Origin of the sequence: Shewanella subflava (genome assembly GCF_025971955.1) — a bacterium.
GTDB classification, from domain to species: Bacteria; Pseudomonadota; Gammaproteobacteria; order Enterobacterales; family Shewanellaceae; genus Shewanella; species Shewanella subflava.
The window spans coordinates 42808-64051 of the sequence record NZ_JAPDMX010000016.1; the positions used below are offsets into that span (position 1 = coordinate 42808).

A 21244-nucleotide genomic window follows, 5' to 3' on the forward strand; every position below is an offset into this window, starting at 1 on the left:
AAAGCAGTGCTTGGCGTATCACGTTAATCTTCTCAACATTGGTGACGATTTTGATTGTTATGCTCATATCTAGCTTGTATAGACAACTGATTATTGAGCAGGAAAATCAAGTGGATGCGCATCTTTCAGCTGAGATGCAGCGATATCAACAGCTTGCGTTGACGGTCAATCGACGCAGCTTTGCTGCGCAAATACAAGCATCAGATCCTAAAACTGCCTTAATTGCCTGGAAAAACAGTGTAGACATGGTCGGGGCATTAACGTTTTTGCCTGATAATATGCCGCTTTTACCTGAAACCAGAGAGTTTCCTATCTTCACGGGTGGCCCAGATAAATTGCACATCTTGACCGGCGGATTGGCCATGACCAATTATGGTCCTGTTTTGATTGCAACTCGAACCGATCAATTAGCCATGTTAATTGAAAAATTTGTTAGTGCTGCATTTTGGGCTGTGGCATTTACGCTAGGGTTAACCTTAGCTTTGGGATACATTTTTTCGAAAGCCATTTTACGTCGTTTGGTACAATACAACCAATTAAGCGAGCAAATTGAGGCGGGGCATTACAACACTCGTCTACCTGTTAGTCGTCAGCAAGATGAATTTGATATGTTGGCGCAGCAATTTAACCGCGTTCTTGATACGTTAGAGCAAAATCTACGTGCCGTTCGTGGCGTAACCGATAATATTGCCCATGATTTACGTACCCCATTGTCGCATTTACGGATTGGTATTGAGCAGTTATCCGAAAAGCCTCAAGTGGAATTAGAAGAAGCACGTGCCGAATTATTGGAAGAGCTAGATGATTGTTTGGCCACCTTTGATGCCATGCTGTCATTAACACGTATTGAAGAAGGTCAGCAGTTACTGGACTTACAGCCTATTCATTTACAAGAGATTTGCCAAGATTTGTTTGAAATGGCAGATGTGATTGCTGAAGCTAAAGATCAATCATTTACTATTGATTTAAAACAAGACGCTGTTATTCAGGGTGATAAATATCTGCTGTTTCAGGCGCTGTTTAATTTAGTGGATAACGCCATTAAATATTCGCCAGAAGGCGCCAATATTCATATCGAGCAAAATAATAAATGCATTAAAATTGCTGATAATGGTCCCGGTATTGCTGATGAAGATAAAGAAAGGGTGTTTGAGCGCTTGGTTCGCCTCGATCCAAGTCGGCACTATAAAGGTACAGGGTTAGGGCTCTCTATGGTGAAAGCTATTTTATCTCGTCATCAGGCCAGTATTGAATTAACTGATAATCATCCCGGTTTGCTTGTGAGCATCCACTTCAAATAAGTGAAAAAGTGCATTGACCAGTACCTACAAAATTGTGAGTCACCAGGGTGATTTTATTATTATTAATAAAGCAGCCAATGTGCATTTTCATAGCCAAGATAACACCGCGGGAGTGGTTGCGCAGGTTGAAATCGATCTTGGGGTTAAATTATTTGCAGTGCATCGACTAGACACGCCGACTTCAGGGTTACTTATTTTGGCAAAGACATCTGAAGCGGCTAATCGCTTTACCCAAATGTTCACCGCCCATCAGGTACAAAAATATTATTTGGCCATTGCGATGGGCAAGCCGAAAAAAAAGCAAGGGTGGATTATTGGCGATATGGCGAAATCACGTCGCAGTATGTATAAATTGCTGCGTAGCAAAGAAAACCCCGCAATAACCCATTTTTTTTCGCAATCGATAGGCTCGGGGATCAGGGCTTATTTGTTGAAACCTTTTAGTGGTAAAACCCATCAATTAAGAGTGGCACTAGCCAGTATTGGCGTACCAATATTAGGTGATAACTTATATGGTAAACAAACCAGTGACCGGTGTTATTTACATGCCTATCAATTGAATTTTTGTTACTTAGGGAAAGAGTATCAGTTTACTCAATTGCCGGATGAAGGGGCTTACTTTTTAGCCGAGACCATGCAGCAATGTATTCAAGATAACTGGTCTTTACCTGACCAATTAGATTGGCCCCAAAAGCCGTAAATCTTATCAAATCATGCGCTCACTTTGCGGGATAAACTTGCCTGTTACCTTGCAAGTTGGCATATGCCTAGATGAATTTGTTGTATTGTGCTGTGGTGTTAATTAACCTCAGTTCTGGGAGGTAAACACTTACAAAACAGCTATTTGCCATGACATCTGCGTTTCATTAACGTGCAATAGGCCAGCTATTGACGTGTTAATACGGCTTGTTTTCAAAACAAATGACAAGTTTGCTATAAAATAAGCTCAATTTGTTGAATTGTGCTTATTGAGCCCATCTTTTAACCCGAGTTGAGGTTAATTAATTCACCGGCTGACTTAAACGCAATGCGAATTGGAGGCGTCAGTAGCTTCTTTGGATAAACGTCAACCACGCCAAAACGGTAAAATAAACACCATAGGATTATTTGGTATTAAGTTATAAAGCTGCATCTTTTTATGATCGGTTTTACAGATGAGTTGGTTTTGAAACGATAAGATAGTTTTTGTATTGGCTAATCCTGATTTTCGTGTGTAAGCTAATGACTTGTATCAATTTGTTAAATTAGGATGTGACAGAATATGGACACAAACAAATTATTGTTAATCATTATTGCGATTTTACTTCCCCCAGTGGCGGTGTTCCTTAAAAAAGGTGCTGGCAAAGACTTACTGATCAATATCTTATTGTGTATTTTCTTTTTTGTACCAGGTTTAATCCATGCAATATGGGTTGTGATTCAAGAATAGAAAGACGGTGTTTGGCTGCTTGAACGGAAGTCATCATTAAAGTTCAAGCAGCAATCTTGATGAATGCTCCTGTGTTCAAATGCTATAATGATTTATTGCAATTTGAACTGACTGAATATGAATCGTAAAAAGAAGATCAACCAAACGCTGAAAGCAAAAGCTAAAAAAGCCAATAAAAAGTTACTGACAGGCAATAAACCTCAATATATATCTAAAGCGGAGCGAGCATTACTTGAAGCCGCTGCGGTAGAAGATTTACCTTCAAGCGAACCAACGAACACAGCAAGTTCACCAATGAAAGTCGATTAGTTTGTTTGGCTACAGACTGAGCATTTAGGCTGTTTTGTTAGCTTCATTTCTCGAAACTCCATGGTCATTGCATCAATCATCAGAATGCGCCCTGAAAGGCTTTGCCCCATTCCCGTGATGACCTTTATGGCTTCTGTGGCTTGAATACAGCCTACTAAGCCAACCACAGGGGCTAGAATGCCGGATTCAACGCAAGTTAATTGTTGCTCACCAAAAAGCTGGCTGTAGCAATGATAACAAGGGCTATGAGGTTGATAATCAAATACCGTGACCGTGCCCTCCATTCTAATTGCCGCGGCAGAAATAAACGGTTTGTGGTGCTTAAAGCAGCTTTGATTGAGTTGTTCACGGATTAACACGTTATCGGTGCAATCTAATATCAAGCTATGTTGCGCGACCAGCGTATCTATTTGGTCTTCATCAAGTAGTGCATTGATCGTATTGATAGTAATCAGTGGATTAAGCTGACTCAGTGTTTGCTTAGCTGAGTCGACTTTAGCCTGACCAATATTGGCGTCCTGATGCAATACCTGACGTTGTAAATTGGACAACTCAACCGTATCAAAATCAACCAGCGTCATCTCCCCTACACCCGCTACTGCAAGGTACTGGCTAGCTGCACAGCCTAAGCCTCCTGCGCCTATGATCAACACTTTTGCCAGTTTCAACTGCTCCTGTCCGTCGATATCCATGGCTTTTATTGATATCTGACGGCTATAACGTAACATTTCGTTATCTGAAAGTAGCTCGTCAGTCGGTTGAGCATCGCTGGCTTGACTCATATTGACTCCTAGCTTAAAACGCTGTTAAAAGGTTCAACATTGACCATAGTGCCTACTTCTACATCAGCTTGGAATTGCGCAAGATTGATAAAGCAATTAGCGATGCTCATCGAGGTTAACATCCCAGAACCTTGGCCTCCGGTCACTGCTACCTCAAGTTCACCCTGGGTATTTTGTGTCAGCACACCCCGTTGGTATTCTACTCGGCCAGGCTGTTTGCGGATGGGGGTTGTTAATTTGGCTTGGTAAGTGATGGCTGTCTTATGCGGTAAACCCTGCATTTTGTTAAGAATAGGCCACACTAATTTATAGAAAGTCACCATCGACGACACCGGATTTCCAGGCAAACCACAAAATACTGCTTTACCTAATTTACCAAACGCAAAGGGTTTACCGGGTTTTATCGCCAGTTTCCAAAAGGTAATTTGACCTTCTTCAGATAAAATTTGCTTGGTGTAGTCGGCATCGCCCACCGACACGCCCCCTGAAGTAATGACCATGTCTGCTATCGATGCCGCCTCCTTAAATGCCGCTCTGATGGCTTCTTTATCATCGCTAATTACCCCGAGGTCAATCCACTCGACATTCGCTTTGGCCATTAGACCTTGGATAGAATAACGGTTTGAGTCGTAAATTTGCCCTGGAGCGAGTTCTGTACCGACAGGGCGAAGCTCATCACCGGTAGAGAAAAAAGCCACTTTAATCTTACGCGCAACCTTGATTTGGCTAAGGCCTATGGTAGCGATAACGCCCATTTCAGCCGCTCTAATTTGAGCGCCTTTGAATAATACTTTGGTGCCCGCGCTGAGTTCTTCGCCTCTGGCTCGCACATTGGCACCTTTTCTGGCTGGATGAACAATGCAAATAATATCGCCATCTGCGGTGCACTTTTCTTGCATTTGCACCGTGTCGTATCCAGCAGGCACTGGCGCGCCAGTCATAATACGAATACAGGTATTCTTTTTTGCTTCGCCACTAAAGGGGTGGCCTGCAAATGAGCTTCCGACTAGCGTGAATCTAGTTTCTTGTGCTTGGGTATGTAAATCTTCAAATCGGAATGCATACCCATCCATTGCTGAGTTATCAAACGGCGGAAGGTCTATTCCAGAAGTAAGATCTTCTGCCAGAACGCGGCCAATAGCATGATTTAAATCAACAACTTCAGAATCATTTGTGGCATCAACTTGGGCAAGTAATTGAAGAATAGCGTCATCGGGATGCAATAACGTAGGTTGAGCACAAGGGTCTTGAGTTGATATCATCAGAAATTCCTTTATAAGCCAGTTATTTTCACTTAAAGGTGAGAAGATAAAATTGTGGGTTAGTATGCCATGATAATTGCTGTGTTTTATGATCTAACTTAAGATTTTTATAACCTATGCCACAAAATAAATCAGCAAAACCCTGGTTTTTGTACATCATTCAATGTGCCAATGGGCATTTTTATACTGGGATCACTACAGACGTTGCTCGCCGTTTTGCAGAACATCAAGCTAGCGGTGCAAAAGCTGCGAAATATTTAAAAGGAAAGGGGCCATTGCTGTTGGTTTACCAAGAATCATTACCGTGTCGAAGTTCTGCCACTAAGCGAGAAATTTTTATCAAAAAGCTTTCAAGGGATAAAAAACACAGTTTAATAGCTAAGGGCGAATGAAAGTTAGCCGTTTAAATCCCCTGCAAAGCTAATCTTTATTATTAAGACTCAGTAATATAAGTACCAATATACGTTTAAAGCATAAAATTTAATCAGTACACTATACCAATACTTCTTTAAGGTAGAGCTGCATATGGGATTACTCAGGTTATTGGCTGCAATTGGGCTATTTGTGCTGGCGTTGGGCGCCCAAGCGCAGGATGTTATTCGTATTGAAGCTTCTCAATCTACCGACAATGTTAGCCACTCATTTTACCAAGATTTGCTGACAGCTGTTATGGCTGAAACCGAAGAAGAGTATGGCAGTGTAACTATTGTTAATCTTGATCTTAATATGTCGCAATCTCGAGGCTTACAATTACTAAACGCCGATATGTTGGATGTGTTTTGGGCTGGAACGAATATCGAGAGAGAAAAAAACTACGGCGCAATCCCCATTCCATTAACCGCTGGATTATTAGGGATTCGTGTGCCAGTAATCAAAAAGGAGAACTTAGCCTCATTTGAATTAATTAATACCCCTGAACAACTTAAAAAACTGAAAGCATGCCAAGGTTCTCAATGGCCTGATTCTGACATCTTAGAGTTTAATGGCTACGTTGTGGAGCGTATTATCAGTTTTAATTTAATGTATTCCATGCTCAAACAAGATCGCTGTGATTATTTTCCAAGAGGATTAAATGAGGTTTACGCCGAACTCAGTGCATCTACAAATGCGGAGTTTATGGCATTTGAAAAGATATTATTGCGTTATCCATTACCTATGTATTTCTTTGTGAAGAAGGACAATCGCCAATTACAGAAGCGTATTCAGCGCGGACTAACTCAGTTAATTAATCGTGGCGAGTTTGCATTATTTATTAAAAAACATCCGATTACCAAAGATGCTTTTCCGCTCGAACGGTTAAGTCATTCCCGTATATTTGAGTTAGTAAACCCGCAATTACCTGCCACTACACCAACCAATAATCCTCAATTATGGTGGCGTATTCCTGTTGTGGAGAATAGCAATCAAACTCAATAAATTCGTTGACTGATATTTATTCCACCTAAAATGCCAACTAAAGTAAGCTGTGACAAAAATAGTATGTAAATTGATGTGGTTCTCATCCTAATCAATCAGGGCTCATTTTTGTGGGTAAAAATACTCGATAACGGCGCTAAACTTTTAGATTGTAGAATAACGACTTCCCATAAAAATCTGCACGTTATCGTGTATTTTTCTTGGCTATTTCTGATCACTTTTTGACTGTGACCATTTTAAGAAATATTCCAATATTCAGTTGCTGATAGGCTAGTTTATTTCTCTAAGCTTATTTCTCTAAGCTTATTTCTCTAAGCTTATTTCTCTAAGTACGGGATAAACTTGGTATTGTGCGTCATAGTATGGGCTACGCTCATAAAACCAACGTAATCTAGCTTTGCTGTCTTTTGCAAAATGTTTATCTTGTAACGCCAATTCAAATTCTGCTTTTAGGCTTGGGTTTTCGGCCAGCATTTTTACTGCTAATGGTTCAACGGCATAATCTTCAATGTACTCAGTACGCGTGAAAATAGTATTGAAAAAGCCCCAATAAAATAAAGAGTCTTCCGCTTGTGGCTCAAGTAACAATATCGCTAAATCGCCTAAAGGTTGTGCGGTGCTGACTTTAACTGTGCCTGCAGGCACGCTCGCATCTATTACGCTAGCATTCTGTTTAGCGGTGACAGTTTGGCGACTCTCATAATCGGCCTCTGCAAATTGAGGCTCTGTAAATCGATATTGTTCTGCGCGAATATTGAGTGGTTTATTGAGGGTCGTTATCTCAATTCCATGAAGGGTTAATTTATCAATAACCGCTGTCCATTGCGCAGGAATGTAATAGGCCTGTGGGCGTTGTACCTGAATACCGGCTTTGGTGTTACCGATTACCGGTAAATCGGCATATAATTTTGGTTGTCCGTTCCAACGCACCACATCTGCGCCGCTAATATCACTTTTTTCGATACGGTAATCGATACCTTTAAAATCCCAATTGGGTTGAGGTTCGTTTTGCCAAGTTAATGTTATTTGTGGTGATAAACCTTGCTGATCTTGTTTGATTGCTGCTGTTAATGTATCGGCATGGTTTGCAACTGTTTTCAGTGTTTGTTCTAGCATGACATAAGTCCCTAAAACACGTTGTTTGAAGGGTTTTAAACTGTGATTTTCTATCAGAATTGTCGGCAAATGACGCGCATCACCATAACCGTTTGAGTAACGCGGGCTAGGGTTCCAATACGAAACACCTTGGCTCATATCGGTATTGTCGTTGGCAAAAATCAGTTTTGCAGGAATATGATCATTCGCCGTTAGCGCCGACTCCACCTGCGGGCGATAGGTTTTTTCAAGCCACTGAAAAATACTTGGGCTGTAACCTTGTTTCACGTTATAGCCAAAGGTGACATCGTATTGATAATCAATGCCGTCGGTAACATGTACATCAATGTATAAGTCGGGCTGCCACTGATTTATGGCTTTAATGAGGTGCTGCATTTCTGGCGCATCAGCTTTGGCATAATCACGGTTCAAATTAAGGTTTGTTGCTGTGGTTCGCCAGCCCATATTGACCGGCCCCCGCTGATTTACTCGGTTGTATTCAGTGCTACGCTCATGGGCATCAACCGATAATATGGGGATAAAAAGGAAATTCACGTTATCGAGTAATGACTGTTTAGTCCCGAAAGCCATGTCACGTAATAACATCATCCCTGCATCTTTGCCATCGATTTCACCTGAATGGATCCCTGCCTGAACCAGCACCGTTGCTTTGTTATTTTTACTGAGTTGTTGCGCTGAACCCGCACCCTCCTTAGAGGCGATAATCATCCAAATATCTCGACCTTGCGGGCTTTTGCCAAGGCTCACTTTTTGTAATTTTGCACTACTATTAACCAGTTTATCAAGCCATTGCATGGTTTGCGTATAATCAGGGCTTGTGACGTATCCTTGTTGTTCAAATGGTGTCACCCAAGGGTGATCATGGCTTACTAGCAAGGTTTCACTTTTACCTTGCCAAGCATGAATGGGTGGCAAAATCGCGTCGTTGATAAATTGAGGTGGTGTGGGTGATTGAGCAAAACTCGCTGTCGAAAATATGATTGAAGTCATACAGGTAGATAAAGCGATTAGACGCATGATGGCTCTCTTAATATTATTATAAGGTCGAGTTAATCGGGGTAATGAATGACTCATAATAGCAATGTTTTGTATCGAAAGAAGCGGATTTAAAGACTTGTTACAAACAAGGTGATGAGTTAGGTTGGTAAAATCAACCACATAAAAAAAGCCCCAACAAAGTTAGGGCTTTCAAACGGTTAACATGTTGCCTTAAAGCAAGGGGAGTTAAGCTTTAGGGCCTGCATTTTTAATCGCGTCTGATACATCGTATTTTACAAAGTTTGCCGCAAATTCTTGTGCAATTTGTTGGGCGTATTTGTTGTATTCCGCTTTATCTGCCCAAGTGTTTACTGGATTAAGTAATTTACTATCAACGCCAGATACAGCCACAGGGACATCTAAGTTCAACTTATCAATATGCACAGTTTCAACATCTTTCAATTCGCCGCTCACAATAGCATCAACAATTGCACGAGTGGTTGGAATATCAAAACGCTTACCTACGCCATGGGGGCCACCAGTCCAACCTGTGTTCACTAAGTAAACACGGCTACCAAAAGACTCAATACGCTTCATTAATAACTCAGCATATACCCCAGCTGGACGAGGGAAGAATGGAGCACCAAAACAGGTAGAGAAAGTCGATTGAATTGCAGCAGTTGAGCCCATTTCAGTTGATCCGACTTTCGCGGTATAACCTGATAAGAAGTGGTAGGCAGCTTGTTCTTTATTGAGTATCGACACGGGTGGTAAGACACCTGAAACGTCACAGGTTAAGAACACCACAGAGTTAGGCTCGGCACCACGGTTTTCTTCTTTGCGTTGGGCGATATGCTCAAGTGGATAAGCTGCTCGGCTGTTTTCGGTTAAGCTTGTGTCGGTGTAATCAGGAACGCGCTCGGCATTTAACACCACGTTTTCAAGCACAGTACCAAAACGAATCGCATCCCAAATTACAGGTTCGTTCTTTTGACTTAAATCGATACATTTGGCGTAACAGCCGCCTTCAATATTAAATACGCCACCTGGTGCCCAGCCATGTTCATCATCACCAATTAAGAAACGTTTTGGATCGGCTGATAAGGTGGTTTTACCGGTACCCGATAAACCGAAGAATAATGTGGTATCACCATCATGTCCAACGTTTGCCGAGCAATGCATGGGTAACACGCCTTTGGCAGGTAAAAGGAAGTTCTGCACTGAGAACATCGACTTTTTCATTTCACCTGCGTATTTAAGGCCTGCTAACAATACTTTACGTTCTGCAAAATTCAGAATTACCGTTGCTTCAGAATGGGTGCCATCACGCTCAGGTACACACACAAACCCTGGGGCGTTAATTATTTGCCAAACATCTTTGTTGCCACGGTTGAAGGTTTCTGGCGTAATGAATAAATTACGTGCAAAAATCTGGTGCCATGCATATTCAGTGGTGACCTTTATTGGTAAATAATGGTCATCATCAGCGCCAACTTCTAGTTCAGACATAAATATCTCTTTGTCTGCTAAGTAAGCTTCAACACGGCCCCATAATGCATCAAATTTTCCAGCATCGAATGGGCGGTTTACATTACCCCATTCGATTTCACTTTCTGAGCCTGATTCTTTAACAATAAAACGATCATTCGGGGAACGTCCTGTTCTTTCGCCCGTTTTTGCCACTAATGCACCGTTTGCGGTAAGTTGACCTTCTCCACGAAGAAGCGCAATTTCTACAAGTTGAGCTGTTGTCGGATTAAGGTGAACGCGGTTTGATACATCCGCCATAGTGTAAATCTCCAAGTTTATAGGTCGTTTTCGCTCTAAAGCTTCAAAAAGAGGTTTTCTGAAAGACTATTATTGTTGGGCAAGCCTGTATGTCGTTCAGTAACTCGATTGTAACTTATGTTAAGGGCTGGGTAACGAACAGTTTGGTAATTTTTTTGAAAGTTTTTCAGGTTTATCTGTTTTTTGTTGCGAACAAAGACAAAAAAGGCGCGTTAAGCGCCTTTTTTGGTGAAACCCTTACAGGGTAGTGAGACATTTTCGTTATTGAGCGGTATCGTTGCTTGGGCTGATAGCATAAATAGAGGCGATGTCGATGCCATCAAAGGTATATAGGGCAGAGCAATATTCGCAGCCCATTTCTATTTTGCCTTCTTCCGCTAAAATCTGTTCCACTTCGGCCTGGGAAATGGTGCGGATAGCTGCGGCACTGCGCTCACGTGAACAACTGCACTTAAAGGTGACGTCAACGGGTTCAAATAACCGCACTTGCTCTTGGTGATAAAGGCGGTGCAGCACTTGCTCAGCTTCTAAGGTAAATAACTCTTCGGCTTTAATCGTGGCCGTTAGGGTTGATAAATGCTCGTAATCTTCATTTTGGGCTGATTTAGACGGTAACACTTGTAATAACATGCCTGCAGCTTGTTTTCCGTTGGCAAATAATTGAATTTGAGTCGGTAACTGCTCAGATTGATTAAAATATTCTTCTAAACAAGCGGCCAGGTTTGGGTGCTCTAATGACACTATCCCTTGGTAGCGCTCACCTTCATCTGGTGTCAGTGTGATCACCATGTAACCTTTGCCTAGCATCTGCTGTAAACTGGCATCATCAGCAATATCACCATCCCAACGTGAAACGCCGCGCAGGACTTGTTTGTTGTTTCCGTTGATTACTGCAAGGGATACTGGACCATCACCTTGTAATTGCACGCTAATGTCGCCAGTAAATTTGATGGTGGCGGTGAGTAGTGACGTGGCAGCCATTAATTCACCTAATAAGTGTTGCACTGCTAATGGGTAATCATGAGCAGATAATACTTGTTGATAACAGTCTTGAAGTTGAACGATTTCACCACGGACGTCTGCGTCATCAAACAAATAGCGATGTAATATATCGTGAGTCATAAGGTATCTCTTCTCTAAATCGATGGTTGATTCATCGATGAATTCTATAAGTCTTTAAAACGCAAAAGTTGTCTGCGTTGTTTCTTATCCGGCTTATGATCTGGCGCCGGATTATTTAATATATTTAACCGTCTGGCTTCAGCATTAAATTCACGCTTAGTGATGCTTTGTTCGGTTTCTTGGTAAAGTGTTTGCGCTATCGCTGCATTTTGGCGTTGCTCTGATAATTTGGTAATGATCACTTCACGATCATCATGCCCTTGGCGTATGCGAATTTTCGCCCCCAGTTCGGCATTTTTACTGGATTTACTGCGCTGGCCGTTATAATGCACTTTGCCGCTATTAATCATGTCTTTGGCTAAGGCACGAGTCTTGTAAAAACGGGCTGCCCACAGCCATTTATCAAGTCGCACTGAGGTTTTATCTGGATTATCGATTTTCAAAGTACCCCCAAAACAGGACAGAGTTCACAAGCTGAGTCATTTTACCGTCATGTCGATAAAGTATCATTGTAAAAAGAGGCACCCCTCACAGCCTTTTCAGGCGCGCAAAGTTAGCATATTTTGCTGTATTTCGCCAATTGATCTGCTCTGGGCTTGTTGCTTATTGCAGTGTAGGTTAGCATGAGTAGCTATTGCTAAATTAACAACATAAACAGAGGCCTGTACCGTAAAGGTATAGAGGGTCCACAAGACTATGGATTTATTAGATAAACTGATCGCCAAAGCGGCTGTTATTCCTCATAAACAGATGAGTAATGTCGTTTTTTGGGCGGGTCTGATTGTTGCGTTGCTGCTTGCAGCGCAAATCACATGGAAGTTAATGCCGACGTCTGATAACCAGGCTACCTGGCAACCATCTCCCATATCATCTTCCGTCGCTAAGCGAGTGGAGCTTGATGCTGTGCGCGATTTACTGTTATTCGGTAAAGTTGATGCCGCTGGCAGCAAGCCAAAAGTTGAAGTCGTTGAACAAATTACTGATGCCCCTAAAACCAACTTATCTATCCAGCTAACGGGTGTGGTTGCCTCTACGGCGGAACAAAACGGTTTGGCGATTATTGAATCTAGTGGCAATCAAGAAACATATAGTCTGGGTGATAAAATTAAAGGCACTTCGGCGTCGCTCAAAGAGGTTTACGCTGACCGGATTATTATTACCAACGGTGGGCGTTATGAAACCTTAATGTTGGATGGCTTAAAGTACACAACCCAAAGCGAAGTGAACCAGCAGCTTCAACAAGCCAAAACTAATCAACGTAATGTGCAAAAAGTGGACCGCCGTAATAGTGAATTTTCAGACGAGCTGGCTAACTCGCGCGCTGAATTGCTGGCAGATCCGAGTAAAATTACCGATTTTATCGCTATTTCACCAGTACAAAAAGACGGAGAAGTGGCAGGGTATCGTTTGAATCCAGGTAAAGATGCCGCACTGTTTAAGCAGGCGGGTTTTCAACCAAGTGATTTGGCGAAATCTATTAATGGATTTGATTTGACCGATATGGGTCAAGCCTTAGAAGTGATGGCGCAATTGCCAGAGTTAACCGAAATGTCAGTTATGGTTGAACGCGAAGGGCAATTGGTCGAAATCATGTTTAGTTTGCCAGAATAAGTAGTGGCATTAGGGGAATAAGAAGAATGAATAATAAAGGACTTCGACACAAGATTTTTGCAGGTATGCTAGCGGGTGCTGCAATGCTTGCTTCTCATGGTGCTTGGTCGGAACAATATGCTGCTAATTTTAAAGGCACAGACATTCAAGAATTTATCAATATTGTGGGTAAAAACCTCAATAAAACCATCATTGTTGATCCCACCGTGCGCGGCAAAATTAACGTCCGTAGTTATGATTTATTGAATGATGAACAGTACTACCAATTCTTTTTGAATGTACTTCAAGTTTATGGTTACGCCGTGGTTGAAATGGAAAACCAGGTCATTAAGGTCATTAAAGACAAAGACGCTAAAACCGCTGCGATTAGAGTGGCTGATGACTCATCTCCTGGATTAGGTGATGAAATGGTAACGCGTATTGTCGCGCTGTATAACACCGAAGCGAAACAACTGGCTCCACTGTTACGCCAGTTAAACGATAATGCCGGTGGCGGTAACGTTGTAAACTACGACCCATCAAACGTGTTAATGATTTCCGGCCGTGCCGCTGTTGTGAACAAGCTGGTTGATATTGTCCGCCGCGTTGATAAACAAGGTGATACTGCGGTACAGGTTGTTTCCTTAGAGTTTGCTTCAGCGGGCGAAATAGTTCGTATTATTGACACCCTTTATCGTTCAAGTGCCAATCAGGCACAATTACCCGGTCAGGCACCCAAAGTGGTTGCCGATGAACGCATCAATGCTGTGGTTGTCAGTGGTGATGAAAAAAGTCGCCAACGCGTTGTTGAGCTAATCAAGCGTCTTGATGCTGAGCAAGCTAATACCGGAAACACTAAGGTGCGGTATTTACGTTATGCCAAAGCTGAAGATTTGGTTGAGGTATTAACTGGATTTGCCCAAAACCTGCAAAATGACAAAGACGGTGCGCAGCAACAAGGTGGTAATAAGCGTCGCAACGAAATTAATATCATGGCTCACCCCGATACCAACGCACTGGTAATTAGTGCTGAACCTGACCAATTACGTACGATTGAAAATGTGATTAGTCAGTTAGATATTCGTCGTGCCCAAGTACTCGTAGAAGCGATTATTGTTGAAGTTGCAGAAGGTGATGATGTTGGTTTTGGTATTCAATGGGCTACTGAAGCGGGAGGGGGGACTCAGTTTAACAATTTAGGCCCAACAATTGGTGAAATCGGTGCGGGTGTATGGAATGCTCGCGATAAAAAAGCATCGCAAACCTGTAGCGGTGCTGGTGATAATCAAACCTGTACCGATAACCCAGATACTCCGGGCGATATCACTTTACTGGCGCAAGCGTTAGGCAAAGTAAATGGCATGGCATGGGGTGTTGCCATGGGCGATTTTGGTGCTTTGATCCAAGCGGTATCAAGCGACACAAATTCAAACGTTTTAGCGACACCTTCGATAACTACTCTTGATAACCAAGAAGCGTCATTTATTGTGGGGGATGAAGTCCCCATTTTAACGGGTAGCCAAAACTCAAGTAATGGTAACTCTAACCCATTCCAAACCGTTGAACGTAAAGAAGTGGGCGTCAAACTGAAAGTTGTGCCACAAATTAACGAGGGCAGTTCAGTTAAGTTAACCATTGAGCAAGAGGTGTCTGGTATCAATGGTAAAACCGGCGTTGACGTTACCTTTGCAACGCGTCGTTTAACCACCACGGTAATGGCTGATTCTGGGCAAATCGTAGTGTTAGGCGGATTGATTAACGAAGAAGTCCAAGAAAGTATCCAAAAAGTGCCATTTTTAGGTGATATTCCCGTCATCGGCCATCTATTTAAGTCATCTTCTAGCGGTAAGAAAAAGAAGAACTTAATGATCTTTATTAAGCCGACTATTATTCGCGATGGCATTACGATGGAAGGTATTGCTGGTCGCAAGTATAACTACTTCAGAGCGCTACAACTTGATCAACAAGAAAGAGGGATTAATTTAATGCCTAATTCTCAAGTGCCAGTATTGGAAGAGTGGGATCAAGAAGCTTACTTACCAGATGAAGTAAACGAAGTACTTGAACGCTACAAGAGTGGTGATGGCTTAGAAACCAAAATGCGCCAAACAGACTCTACTTTAAAGCGTATCAGCGATAACAAGCAGCCCGACGTCAATGACAGTGAGCGTGCCGATGACTGATAGTACAATTGACCCACTCGTGCAAGCTTCGCAAGAGTTAGCGCTAGAAGTGGAAGGCGATGAGGTGTTTCGCTCTAACAGCAAAGAGCGACTGCCATTTACGTTCGCGCATCGTTTTCAATTAGTGCTCGCCCAAGAAGAGGATCAATTATCGTTGTTTTATACAGAAGCAACGCCAATTGAAGCTATGCTTGAAGTTCGTCGTTACACAGGTAAAGACTTACCTTTGTTTAAGCTGGAAAAGACCGCTTTTGAAGCCAAGCTGACAAAAGCGTACCAAGCTAACTCATCTGAAGCGCAGCAGTTGATGGAAGACATCGGCAATGAAATGGATTTATTCACCCTTGCTGAAGAATTACCGCAAACAGAAGACTTGTTAGAAGGTGACGATGATGCGCCAATCATTAAATTGATTAACGCTTTATTATCAGAAGCCATCAAAGAAGAAGCTTCAGATATTCACGTCGAAACCTATGAGAAACAGCTTATTGTGCGTTTTCGAATCGACGGTGTATTAAAAGAAGTATTAAAGCCGAATCGTAAATTATCCTCTTTATTGGTATCTCGTATCAAAGTAATGGCGCGTCTCGATATCGCTGAAAAGCGTGTGCCGCAGGATGGCCGCATTTCGTTGCGTATCGCAGGTCGAGCGGTGGATGTGCGGGTATCAACCATGCCATCAAGCCATGGTGAGCGCGTGGTAATGCGTTTACTGGATAAAAATACCGGTAACCTAGATTTACAGCAATTAGGCATGACGCCAAGCATTCGTGAAACCTTCGATCAACTTATTCGTAAACCCCACGGCATCATTTTGGTGACCGGGCCAACAGGTTCAGGTAAAAGTACCACATTATACGCGGGCTTAACTGAGATTAACTCTAAAGATACCAATATTTTAACGGTTGAAGATCCGATTGAATATGAACTTGAGGGTATTGGGCAAACCCAAGTCAATACCAAAGTGGATATGACATTCGCCAGAGGGTTGCGCGCAATATTACGTCAAGATCCAGATGTGGTGATGATTGGTGAAATACGTGATTTAGAAACCGCTCAAATTGCCGTCCAAGCCTCATTAACGGGCCATTTAGTGATATCTACTTTACATACCAACACTGCATCAGGGGCAATCACGCGTTTACAAGATATGGGTGTTGAACCTTTCTTAGTGTCTTCGAGTTTATTAGGGGTATTAGCACAACGACTTATTCGTACACTTTGTCCCAAATGTAAAGAAGCCCATGATCCTGACGATCGTGAGCGCGAGTTATTAGGGATTACTGCCAATGACTCACGAGTGATCTATCGTGCTAAAGGCTGTAAATCCTGTGGCGAAAATGGTTATCGTGGTCGTACTGGTATTCATGAATTGCTGGTGGTTGATGACAATGTACGTGAGCTGATACACGGTGGTCGCGGTGAGTTAGCAATTGAAAAATATGTGCGCAAGGCGATCCCCAGTATTCGTCACGATGGAATGAGTAAAGTGCTTGCAGGCGTCACTACGCTTGAAGAAGTGCTACGTGTGACTCGCGAGGAATAATCAATGGCAGCGTTTGAATACAAAGCCCTTGATAAAAAAGGCAAGCAGCAAAAAGGGGTAATTGAAGCTGACTCGGCTCGTCACGCCCGTAGTCAATTGCGTGATCAGCGGCTAATGCCAATTGAAATTCAACAGGTTGCTGAGAAAGAAGCCCGTGCACAACGTGGCGGTTTCAGTTTGGCTAACGTGTTTAAAAAACGCATCTCGGTTGCAGAACTAGCATTGATTACCCGCCAAATAGCAACCTTAGTTGCTGCTGGTCTTCCCATAGAAGAAGCTTTAAAAGCTGTTGGGCAACAATCGGAAAAAGCACGCCTAGGTAATATGATTATGGCGGTACGTTCTCGTGTGGTTGAAGGTTATAGCTTGGCGGATTCGATGGCCGAGTTTCCGCACGTTTTTGATGATTTATACCGAGCCATGGTTGCATCTGGTGAAAAATCGGGGCATTTAGAAGTAGTACTTAACCGTTTAGCAGACTATACCGAGCGTCGTCAGCAGTTAAAATCAAAACTCACCCAAGCCATGATTTATCCTGCGGTATTAACCACTGTTGCTGTTGGTGTTATTGCCGTGTTATTGGCGGCCGTGGTTCCTAAAGTGGTAGGGCAATTTGAGCACATGGGGCAAGAGCTGCCAGCAACAACCCAATTCTTAATTTTAGCTTCTGATTTTGTACAAAATTATGGGGTGGTGTTAATCGGTGTATTGTTTGCATTGTTTGTTATTCTCAAGCAGGTGTTAACTAAACCCAGCATGCGAATGAAATTTGATACCTTGTTATTGCAACTTCCTGTGATTGGTAAGGTCAGTAAAAGTATCAATACAGCACGTTTTGCCAGAACATTAAGTATTTTATCCGCTAGTGCAGTGCCATTACTCGACGGGATGCGTATTGCTAGTGAAGTATTATTGAATGTAAAAGTGCGTGCGGCGGTGGATGATGCAACAGCAAGAGTGCGTGAAGGTACCAGTTTAGGTACAGCATTAACCAATACTAAATTGTTTCCCGCGATGATGCTTTACATGATTGCTTCGGGTGAGAAAAGCGGCCAGTTAGAAGACATGTTAGAACGTGCTGCTGACAATCAAGACCGAGAGTTTGAATCAAACGTAAATATCGCCATAGGGGTATTCGAGCCCCTACTTGTTGTCAGCATGGCTGGCGTAGTGTTATTTATTGTGATGGCAATTTTACAACCCATTTTAGAGTTAAATAATTTGATCAGCGGATAACAAGGTTACGTTATCCTTGACCTAATCAACAACACAGTTTTAGAGGACGTATTTAATGCAAAAGCACAGCAAACAACGTGGTTTTACCTTACTTGAGGTGATGGTTGTTATCGTTATTTTAGGGATTTTGGCTTCAATGGTTGTGCCAAACTTAATGGGCAACAAGGATAAAGCGGATCAACAAAAAGCAGTATCAGATATTGTTGCACTTGAAAATGCATTAGATATGTACAAGTTAGACAACAGTGTTTACCCAACAACAGATCAAGGTTTAGAAGCATTAGTGCAAAAGCCAACATCATCGCCAGAGCCACGTAATTACCGTGAAGGTGGGTATGTTAAACGTTTACCACAGGATCCTTGGCGTAATAACTATTTTCTATTAAGTCCTGGTGAAAATGGCAAGTTAGATATTTTTAGTGCTGGTCCAGATGGTCAACCAGGTACTGAGGATGATATCGGTAACTGGAATTTACAAGATTTCCAATAACATATGCGCCGATATCACCAAGCGGGTTTTACCCTACTCGAGATGTTGCTGGTTGCATTATTAATGGGACTGGCAGCATCCGCTGTAACCTTGTCGATGAGCAGCGCAGGCCCTGAGCAATTGCTAAACAAGCAAGCACAGCGCTTTATTGCTGCCACTGAACTTGTGCTTGATGAAACGGTATTGAGCGGTCAATTTATTGGTATTGTTATCGAGGATACTCAATACCAATTTGTCATTTATCATGAAGGCAAGTGGCAACCGATAGAACAGGATAAGCAGCTTTCAAACCATGAGCTAGAACCCGGTATCAGCTTATCTTTAGTGCTGGATGGTATGCCGTTAGATCAAGAAGACGAAACGCAGGACTCTTGGTTTGACGAGCCTTTCATAGATGAGCCCAGTGCTGAAGAGAAAAAGAAAAACCCAGTCCCCCAAATTTTATTATTTCCAAGCGGTGAAATGACCCCTTTTGAATTGAGTTTTGCAACATACAATGAAAGTCGACAACCGATTGATGTATTGGTTGTTGGGGATGCGATAGGGCGATTGTCTATTGGGCGCTTTGATGAACAAATCTAAAGGCATGACCTTACTAGAAGTGATTGTTGCTTTGGCGGTATTTTCTATCGCTGCGGTATCAGTGACCAAAAGTTTAAGTGAGCAAATGGCGAATATGCCTATTTTAGAAGAGCGCACACTGGGTCAGTGGGTTGCCAGTAATCAAATGGTTGAAGCCCGCTTACCCGAAATTTTCCCTGAGATTGGGTCAAAAGACGGACAGGTTGAATTGGCGGGGGAAGATTGGTACTGGCGCAGAGAAGTGATTAAAACCACTGATGATAATTTTAGAATGATCCGTATCAGTGTCAGTAAAGATGAACGTTTTAAGCGTATTGTGGCACAAGTGAGTAGTTATGTTCACAATCGCGGGTAGTAGAAACAAGGGTTTTACCCTGTTGGAAATGCTCATCGCAATTGCTATTTTTGCCATGATTGGTTTGGCAGCAAATTCAGTGCTGTCAACCGTGATGAAAAATGATGAAGTCACCAAGACATTTTCTGTTCGTCTCAAAGCGTTGCAGCAAGGATTTGGTGCTATTGAACGTGACTTAGGCCAGATGGTCGCACGCACCCTTAGAGGGTTGGACGGTGAGCGCAGCAGTAGTTACTTTCAATCGGGTGACAACATGCTTGATTCAGAAACTGAAGCGTTAGTTTTTTACCGTTTAGGTTGGTTAAACCCAGATGGGATATTACCCCGAGGCAGTTTGCAATCTGTGGCTTATGTTGTGCAAGGGGGACGGCTAGAGCGTTGGTATTACCCTTATCCAGAGCCTGTTAGTGGAGAGGAACCTCTTAAAACTCTGATTATTGACAACGTGCTGTCGGTTGAATACTCATTTTATATGAATGATAAATGGGAGCGGAAAGTCGATGGTACACAAATGCCTAAAGGCATTGCGATTGAAATTGAAATTGACGGTCTAGGTAAGATTCAACGTCAATTTTTACTGCCCAAAGGCGCATCTTCACCTAAAGCGGGTGAAGGTGATACCAACGGTGGTGATAATGATGGTAAAAATGACGATAACGGTACTGATGAAAACGATAACGAAGATGAAACCGATGAAAACGGCCGTAAAGTGAGTCCAGGTGGCAATGAGGGCGGACGAAGTTGATGGGGCGACATAAGCAGCAAGGTGTCGCCATGATTGTGGTGATTTTAATTGTCGCCATGGTGGTGATCATTGCCACTAATATTACCAGTCGCAATCAGTTGTCCATGCGCCGTACACTCAATTTAGCTCAGTATGATCAAGCATATTGGTATGCGTTATCGGGCGAAGAGCTGGCAATGAAGGTCTTAAAGCAAGACTTTGAAGATGCGGATGGGAATACAGTACACCGCCAACAATACTGGGCATTGGCCGATGTGGTGTTTCCGGTAGTAGACGGGGTCATTGCGGGTGAAATTCAGGATATGCGAGCCTGTTTTAACCTCAATGCGGTGGGCGTAGAGTCAAAAGAAGTGGAAAATGGCCAACCAAAATTGACACTGGCGGCTAAACAGTTTCAAGGATTATTAATTGCTTTGGGTATGGATGAGTTTGGTGCAGAACGTTTAACGCATACCTTAAAAGATTATATTGATGAGGATTCGTTATCGAGTCCCTATGGCGCTGAAGATGCGGAATATGAATCACGTAAAGTCCCTTATCGCGCTGCAAATACCTTAATGCAGCATCGCAGTGAATTACGAGCCGTGATGGGATTTACCCAAGATATTTACGTAAAATTAATGCCCTATGTGTGCGCGATCCCCGGAGATAATCGTCAATTGCTGAACGTTAATACCATCGAAATCGAACAAGCCGCATTAATGGTGGGTATGTTAGATAATCAGATTTCAATTTCTGATGCACAAAGCATAATTAATCAACGCCCTGCCGATGGTTTTGAAAAAATAGAAGACTTTTGGGAGAACTCATCAGTCAGAGGCATAAAAGCTGAGGCGGATTTTCGCTCAAGTTTTGTGGTAACAAGCAACTACTTTTTACTGCATTCCGGTGCAAAAGTAGATAACGCAATATTCAGAATGGACAGTGTATTTAAGCGTAATGGTAATAACTTAGATGTGATTACCCGCCAATACGGTGGACAACAATAATAACAAACTCAACAGCATGAAGCCG

The 21244-nt window shown here is 42.6% G+C and carries 21 protein-coding genes; 15 read left to right on the forward strand and 6 right to left on the reverse strand.

Annotated features, from left to right (window positions below; genetic code table 11):
* The first annotated feature begins 59 nt into the window (after positions 1–59).
* From OHT75_RS07505 to OHT75_RS07520, 4 genes are all read left to right on the forward strand, one after another.
* Complete coding sequence (locus OHT75_RS07505) at positions 60–1301, forward strand: sensor histidine kinase (RefSeq protein ID WP_406681990.1); 1242 nt, start codon at positions 60–62, stop codon at positions 1299–1301.
* A 31-nt stretch (positions 1302–1332) separates the two neighbouring features.
* Positions 1333–2001: a TIGR01621 family pseudouridine synthase gene (locus OHT75_RS07510; protein WP_406681991.1), complete on the forward strand. Its 669-nt coding sequence runs from the start codon at positions 1333–1335 to the stop codon at positions 1999–2001.
* Between the two features lie 561 nt (positions 2002–2562).
* A complete protein-coding gene (locus OHT75_RS07515; protein ID WP_261299560.1) occupies positions 2563–2730 on the forward strand; it encodes a YqaE/Pmp3 family membrane protein in 168 nt (55 codons plus the stop codon).
* A 117-nt stretch (positions 2731–2847) separates the two neighbouring features.
* Entirely contained in the window at positions 2848–3039 is a 192-nt protein-coding gene (locus OHT75_RS07520; protein WP_264725875.1) for a DUF2986 domain-containing protein, read from the forward strand.
* On the opposite strand, the gene moeB is transcribed toward OHT75_RS07520, so the two are convergent.
* Together moeB and moeA are read right to left on the reverse strand one after the other, a co-directional pair.
* Positions 3036–3821 carry a molybdopterin-synthase adenylyltransferase MoeB gene (gene moeB / locus OHT75_RS07525; protein WP_264725876.1) on the reverse strand — a complete coding sequence of 262 codons (786 nt, stop codon included), beginning with the start codon at positions 3819–3821 and terminating at the stop codon, positions 3036–3038. The genes OHT75_RS07520 and moeB overlap by 4 nt on opposite strands.
* A gap of 8 nt (positions 3822–3829) precedes the next feature.
* Positions 3830–5083, reverse strand: coding sequence for a molybdopterin molybdotransferase MoeA (moeA, locus tag OHT75_RS07530; protein WP_264725877.1), 1254 nt, complete (start codon positions 5081–5083; stop codon positions 3830–3832).
* 116 nt (positions 5084–5199) lie between these two features.
* Here moeA and OHT75_RS07535 point away from each other — a divergent pair, with 116 nt between their 5' ends.
* Positions 5200–5475, forward strand: a complete 276-nt coding sequence (locus tag OHT75_RS07535; protein WP_264725878.1) for a GIY-YIG nuclease family protein — start codon at positions 5200–5202, stop codon at positions 5473–5475.
* Positions 5476–5608: 133 nt separating this feature from the next.
* Positions 5609–6499: a substrate-binding periplasmic protein gene (locus tag OHT75_RS07540; protein WP_264725879.1), complete on the forward strand. Its 891-nt coding sequence runs from the start codon at positions 5609–5611 to the stop codon at positions 6497–6499.
* Between the two features lie 303 nt (positions 6500–6802).
* Here OHT75_RS07540 and OHT75_RS07545 read toward each other — a convergent pair whose 3' ends face one another.
* From OHT75_RS07545 to hslR, 4 genes are all read right to left on the reverse strand, one after another.
* A complete protein-coding gene (locus OHT75_RS07545; RefSeq protein WP_264725880.1) occupies positions 6803–8632 on the reverse strand; it encodes a M14 family metallopeptidase in 1830 nt (609 codons plus the stop codon).
* 207 nt (positions 8633–8839) lie between these two features.
* Positions 8840–10402, reverse strand: a complete 1563-nt coding sequence (locus tag OHT75_RS07550; protein ID WP_264725908.1) for a phosphoenolpyruvate carboxykinase — start codon at positions 10400–10402, stop codon at positions 8840–8842.
* Between the two features lie 240 nt (positions 10403–10642).
* Positions 10643–11503 (reverse strand): Hsp33 family molecular chaperone HslO, encoded by an 861-nt coding sequence (hslO, locus tag OHT75_RS07555; RefSeq protein WP_264725881.1) that lies wholly within the window; start codon positions 11501–11503, stop codon positions 10643–10645.
* A gap of 44 nt (positions 11504–11547) precedes the next feature.
* Entirely contained in the window at positions 11548–11946 is a 399-nt protein-coding gene (hslR, locus tag OHT75_RS07560; RefSeq protein WP_264725882.1) for a ribosome-associated heat shock protein Hsp15, read from the reverse strand.
* 253 nt (positions 11947–12199) lie between these two features.
* On the opposite strand from hslR, the gene gspC reads away from it, so the two are divergent.
* From gspC to gspK, 9 genes are read left to right on the forward strand one after another with little or no spacing between them, the layout of a single operon-like run.
* Positions 12200–13114, forward strand: a complete 915-nt coding sequence (gene gspC / locus OHT75_RS07565; protein WP_264725883.1) for a type II secretion system protein GspC — start codon at positions 12200–12202, stop codon at positions 13112–13114.
* Positions 13115–13140: 26 nt separating this feature from the next.
* Positions 13141–15276 carry a type II secretion system secretin GspD gene (gene gspD / locus OHT75_RS07570; protein WP_264725884.1) on the forward strand — a complete coding sequence of 712 codons (2136 nt, stop codon included), beginning with the start codon at positions 13141–13143 and terminating at the stop codon, positions 15274–15276.
* Positions 15269–16822 carry a type II secretion system ATPase GspE gene (gene gspE, locus OHT75_RS07575; RefSeq protein WP_264725885.1) on the forward strand — a complete coding sequence of 518 codons (1554 nt, stop codon included), beginning with the start codon at positions 15269–15271 and terminating at the stop codon, positions 16820–16822. The genes gspD and gspE overlap by 8 nt, the downstream gene beginning before the upstream one ends.
* A gap of 3 nt (positions 16823–16825) precedes the next feature.
* Complete coding sequence (gene gspF, locus OHT75_RS07580) at positions 16826–18058, forward strand: type II secretion system inner membrane protein GspF (RefSeq protein ID WP_264725886.1); 1233 nt, start codon at positions 16826–16828, stop codon at positions 18056–18058.
* A 55-nt stretch (positions 18059–18113) separates the two neighbouring features.
* Positions 18114–18548 (forward strand): type II secretion system major pseudopilin GspG, encoded by a 435-nt coding sequence (gspG, locus tag OHT75_RS07585; RefSeq protein WP_264725887.1) that lies wholly within the window; start codon positions 18114–18116, stop codon positions 18546–18548.
* Between the two features lie 3 nt (positions 18549–18551).
* Complete coding sequence (gene gspH / locus OHT75_RS07590) at positions 18552–19130, forward strand: type II secretion system minor pseudopilin GspH (RefSeq protein ID WP_264725888.1); 579 nt, start codon at positions 18552–18554, stop codon at positions 19128–19130.
* Entirely contained in the window at positions 19117–19485 is a 369-nt protein-coding gene (gene gspI / locus OHT75_RS07595; RefSeq protein WP_264725889.1) for a type II secretion system minor pseudopilin GspI, read from the forward strand. Before gspH ends, gspI begins: the two co-directional genes overlap by 14 nt.
* Positions 19466–20230, forward strand: coding sequence for a type II secretion system minor pseudopilin GspJ (gene gspJ, locus OHT75_RS07600; protein WP_264725890.1), 765 nt, complete (start codon positions 19466–19468; stop codon positions 20228–20230). Before gspI ends, gspJ begins: the two co-directional genes overlap by 20 nt.
* Entirely contained in the window at positions 20230–21219 is a 990-nt protein-coding gene (gene gspK, locus OHT75_RS07605) for a type II secretion system minor pseudopilin GspK (protein WP_264725891.1), read from the forward strand. Before gspJ ends, gspK begins: the two co-directional genes overlap by 1 nt.
* Positions 21220–21244 lie beyond the last annotated feature (25 nt).

Excerpts from the sequence above, each read along its gene's own strand:
- gspH (WP_264725888.1), top strand. The coding sequence starts at position 18,552 with ATGCGCCGATATCACCAAGCGGGTTTTACCCTACTCGAGATGTTGCTG.
- gspG (WP_264725887.1), top strand. The coding sequence starts at position 18,114 with ATGCAAAAGCACAGCAAACAACGTGGTTTTACCTTACTTGAGGTGATG.
- gspE (WP_264725885.1), top strand. The coding sequence starts at position 15,269 with ATGACTGATAGTACAATTGACCCACTCGTGCAAGCTTCGCAAGAGTTA.
- OHT75_RS07535 (WP_264725878.1), top strand. The coding sequence starts at position 5,200 with ATGCCACAAAATAAATCAGCAAAACCCTGGTTTTTGTACATCATTCAA.
- OHT75_RS07540 (WP_264725879.1), top strand. The coding sequence starts at position 5,609 with ATGGGATTACTCAGGTTATTGGCTGCAATTGGGCTATTTGTGCTGGCG.
- gspK (WP_264725891.1), top strand. The coding sequence starts at position 20,230 with ATGGGGCGACATAAGCAGCAAGGTGTCGCCATGATTGTGGTGATTTTA.
- hslO (WP_264725881.1), bottom strand. The coding sequence starts at position 11,503 with ATGACTCACGATATATTACATCGCTATTTGTTTGATGACGCAGACGTC.
- OHT75_RS07520 (WP_264725875.1), top strand. The coding sequence starts at position 2,848 with ATGAATCGTAAAAAGAAGATCAACCAAACGCTGAAAGCAAAAGCTAAA.
- OHT75_RS07515 (WP_261299560.1), top strand. The coding sequence starts at position 2,563 with ATGGACACAAACAAATTATTGTTAATCATTATTGCGATTTTACTTCCC.
- gspC (WP_264725883.1), top strand. The coding sequence starts at position 12,200 with ATGGATTTATTAGATAAACTGATCGCCAAAGCGGCTGTTATTCCTCAT.
- OHT75_RS07505 (WP_406681990.1), top strand. The coding sequence starts at position 60 with ATGCTCATATCTAGCTTGTATAGACAACTGATTATTGAGCAGGAAAAT.
- gspJ (WP_264725890.1), top strand. The coding sequence starts at position 19,466 with ATGTTCACAATCGCGGGTAGTAGAAACAAGGGTTTTACCCTGTTGGAA.
- gspF (WP_264725886.1), top strand. The coding sequence starts at position 16,826 with ATGGCAGCGTTTGAATACAAAGCCCTTGATAAAAAAGGCAAGCAGCAA.
- moeA (WP_264725877.1), bottom strand. The coding sequence starts at position 5,083 with ATGATATCAACTCAAGACCCTTGTGCTCAACCTACGTTATTGCATCCC.
- gspD (WP_264725884.1), top strand. The coding sequence starts at position 13,141 with ATGAATAATAAAGGACTTCGACACAAGATTTTTGCAGGTATGCTAGCG.
- OHT75_RS07545 (WP_264725880.1), bottom strand. The coding sequence starts at position 8,632 with ATGCGTCTAATCGCTTTATCTACCTGTATGACTTCAATCATATTTTCG.
- gspI (WP_264725889.1), top strand. The coding sequence starts at position 19,117 with ATGAACAAATCTAAAGGCATGACCTTACTAGAAGTGATTGTTGCTTTG.
- moeB (WP_264725876.1), bottom strand. The coding sequence starts at position 3,821 with ATGAGTCAAGCCAGCGATGCTCAACCGACTGACGAGCTACTTTCAGAT.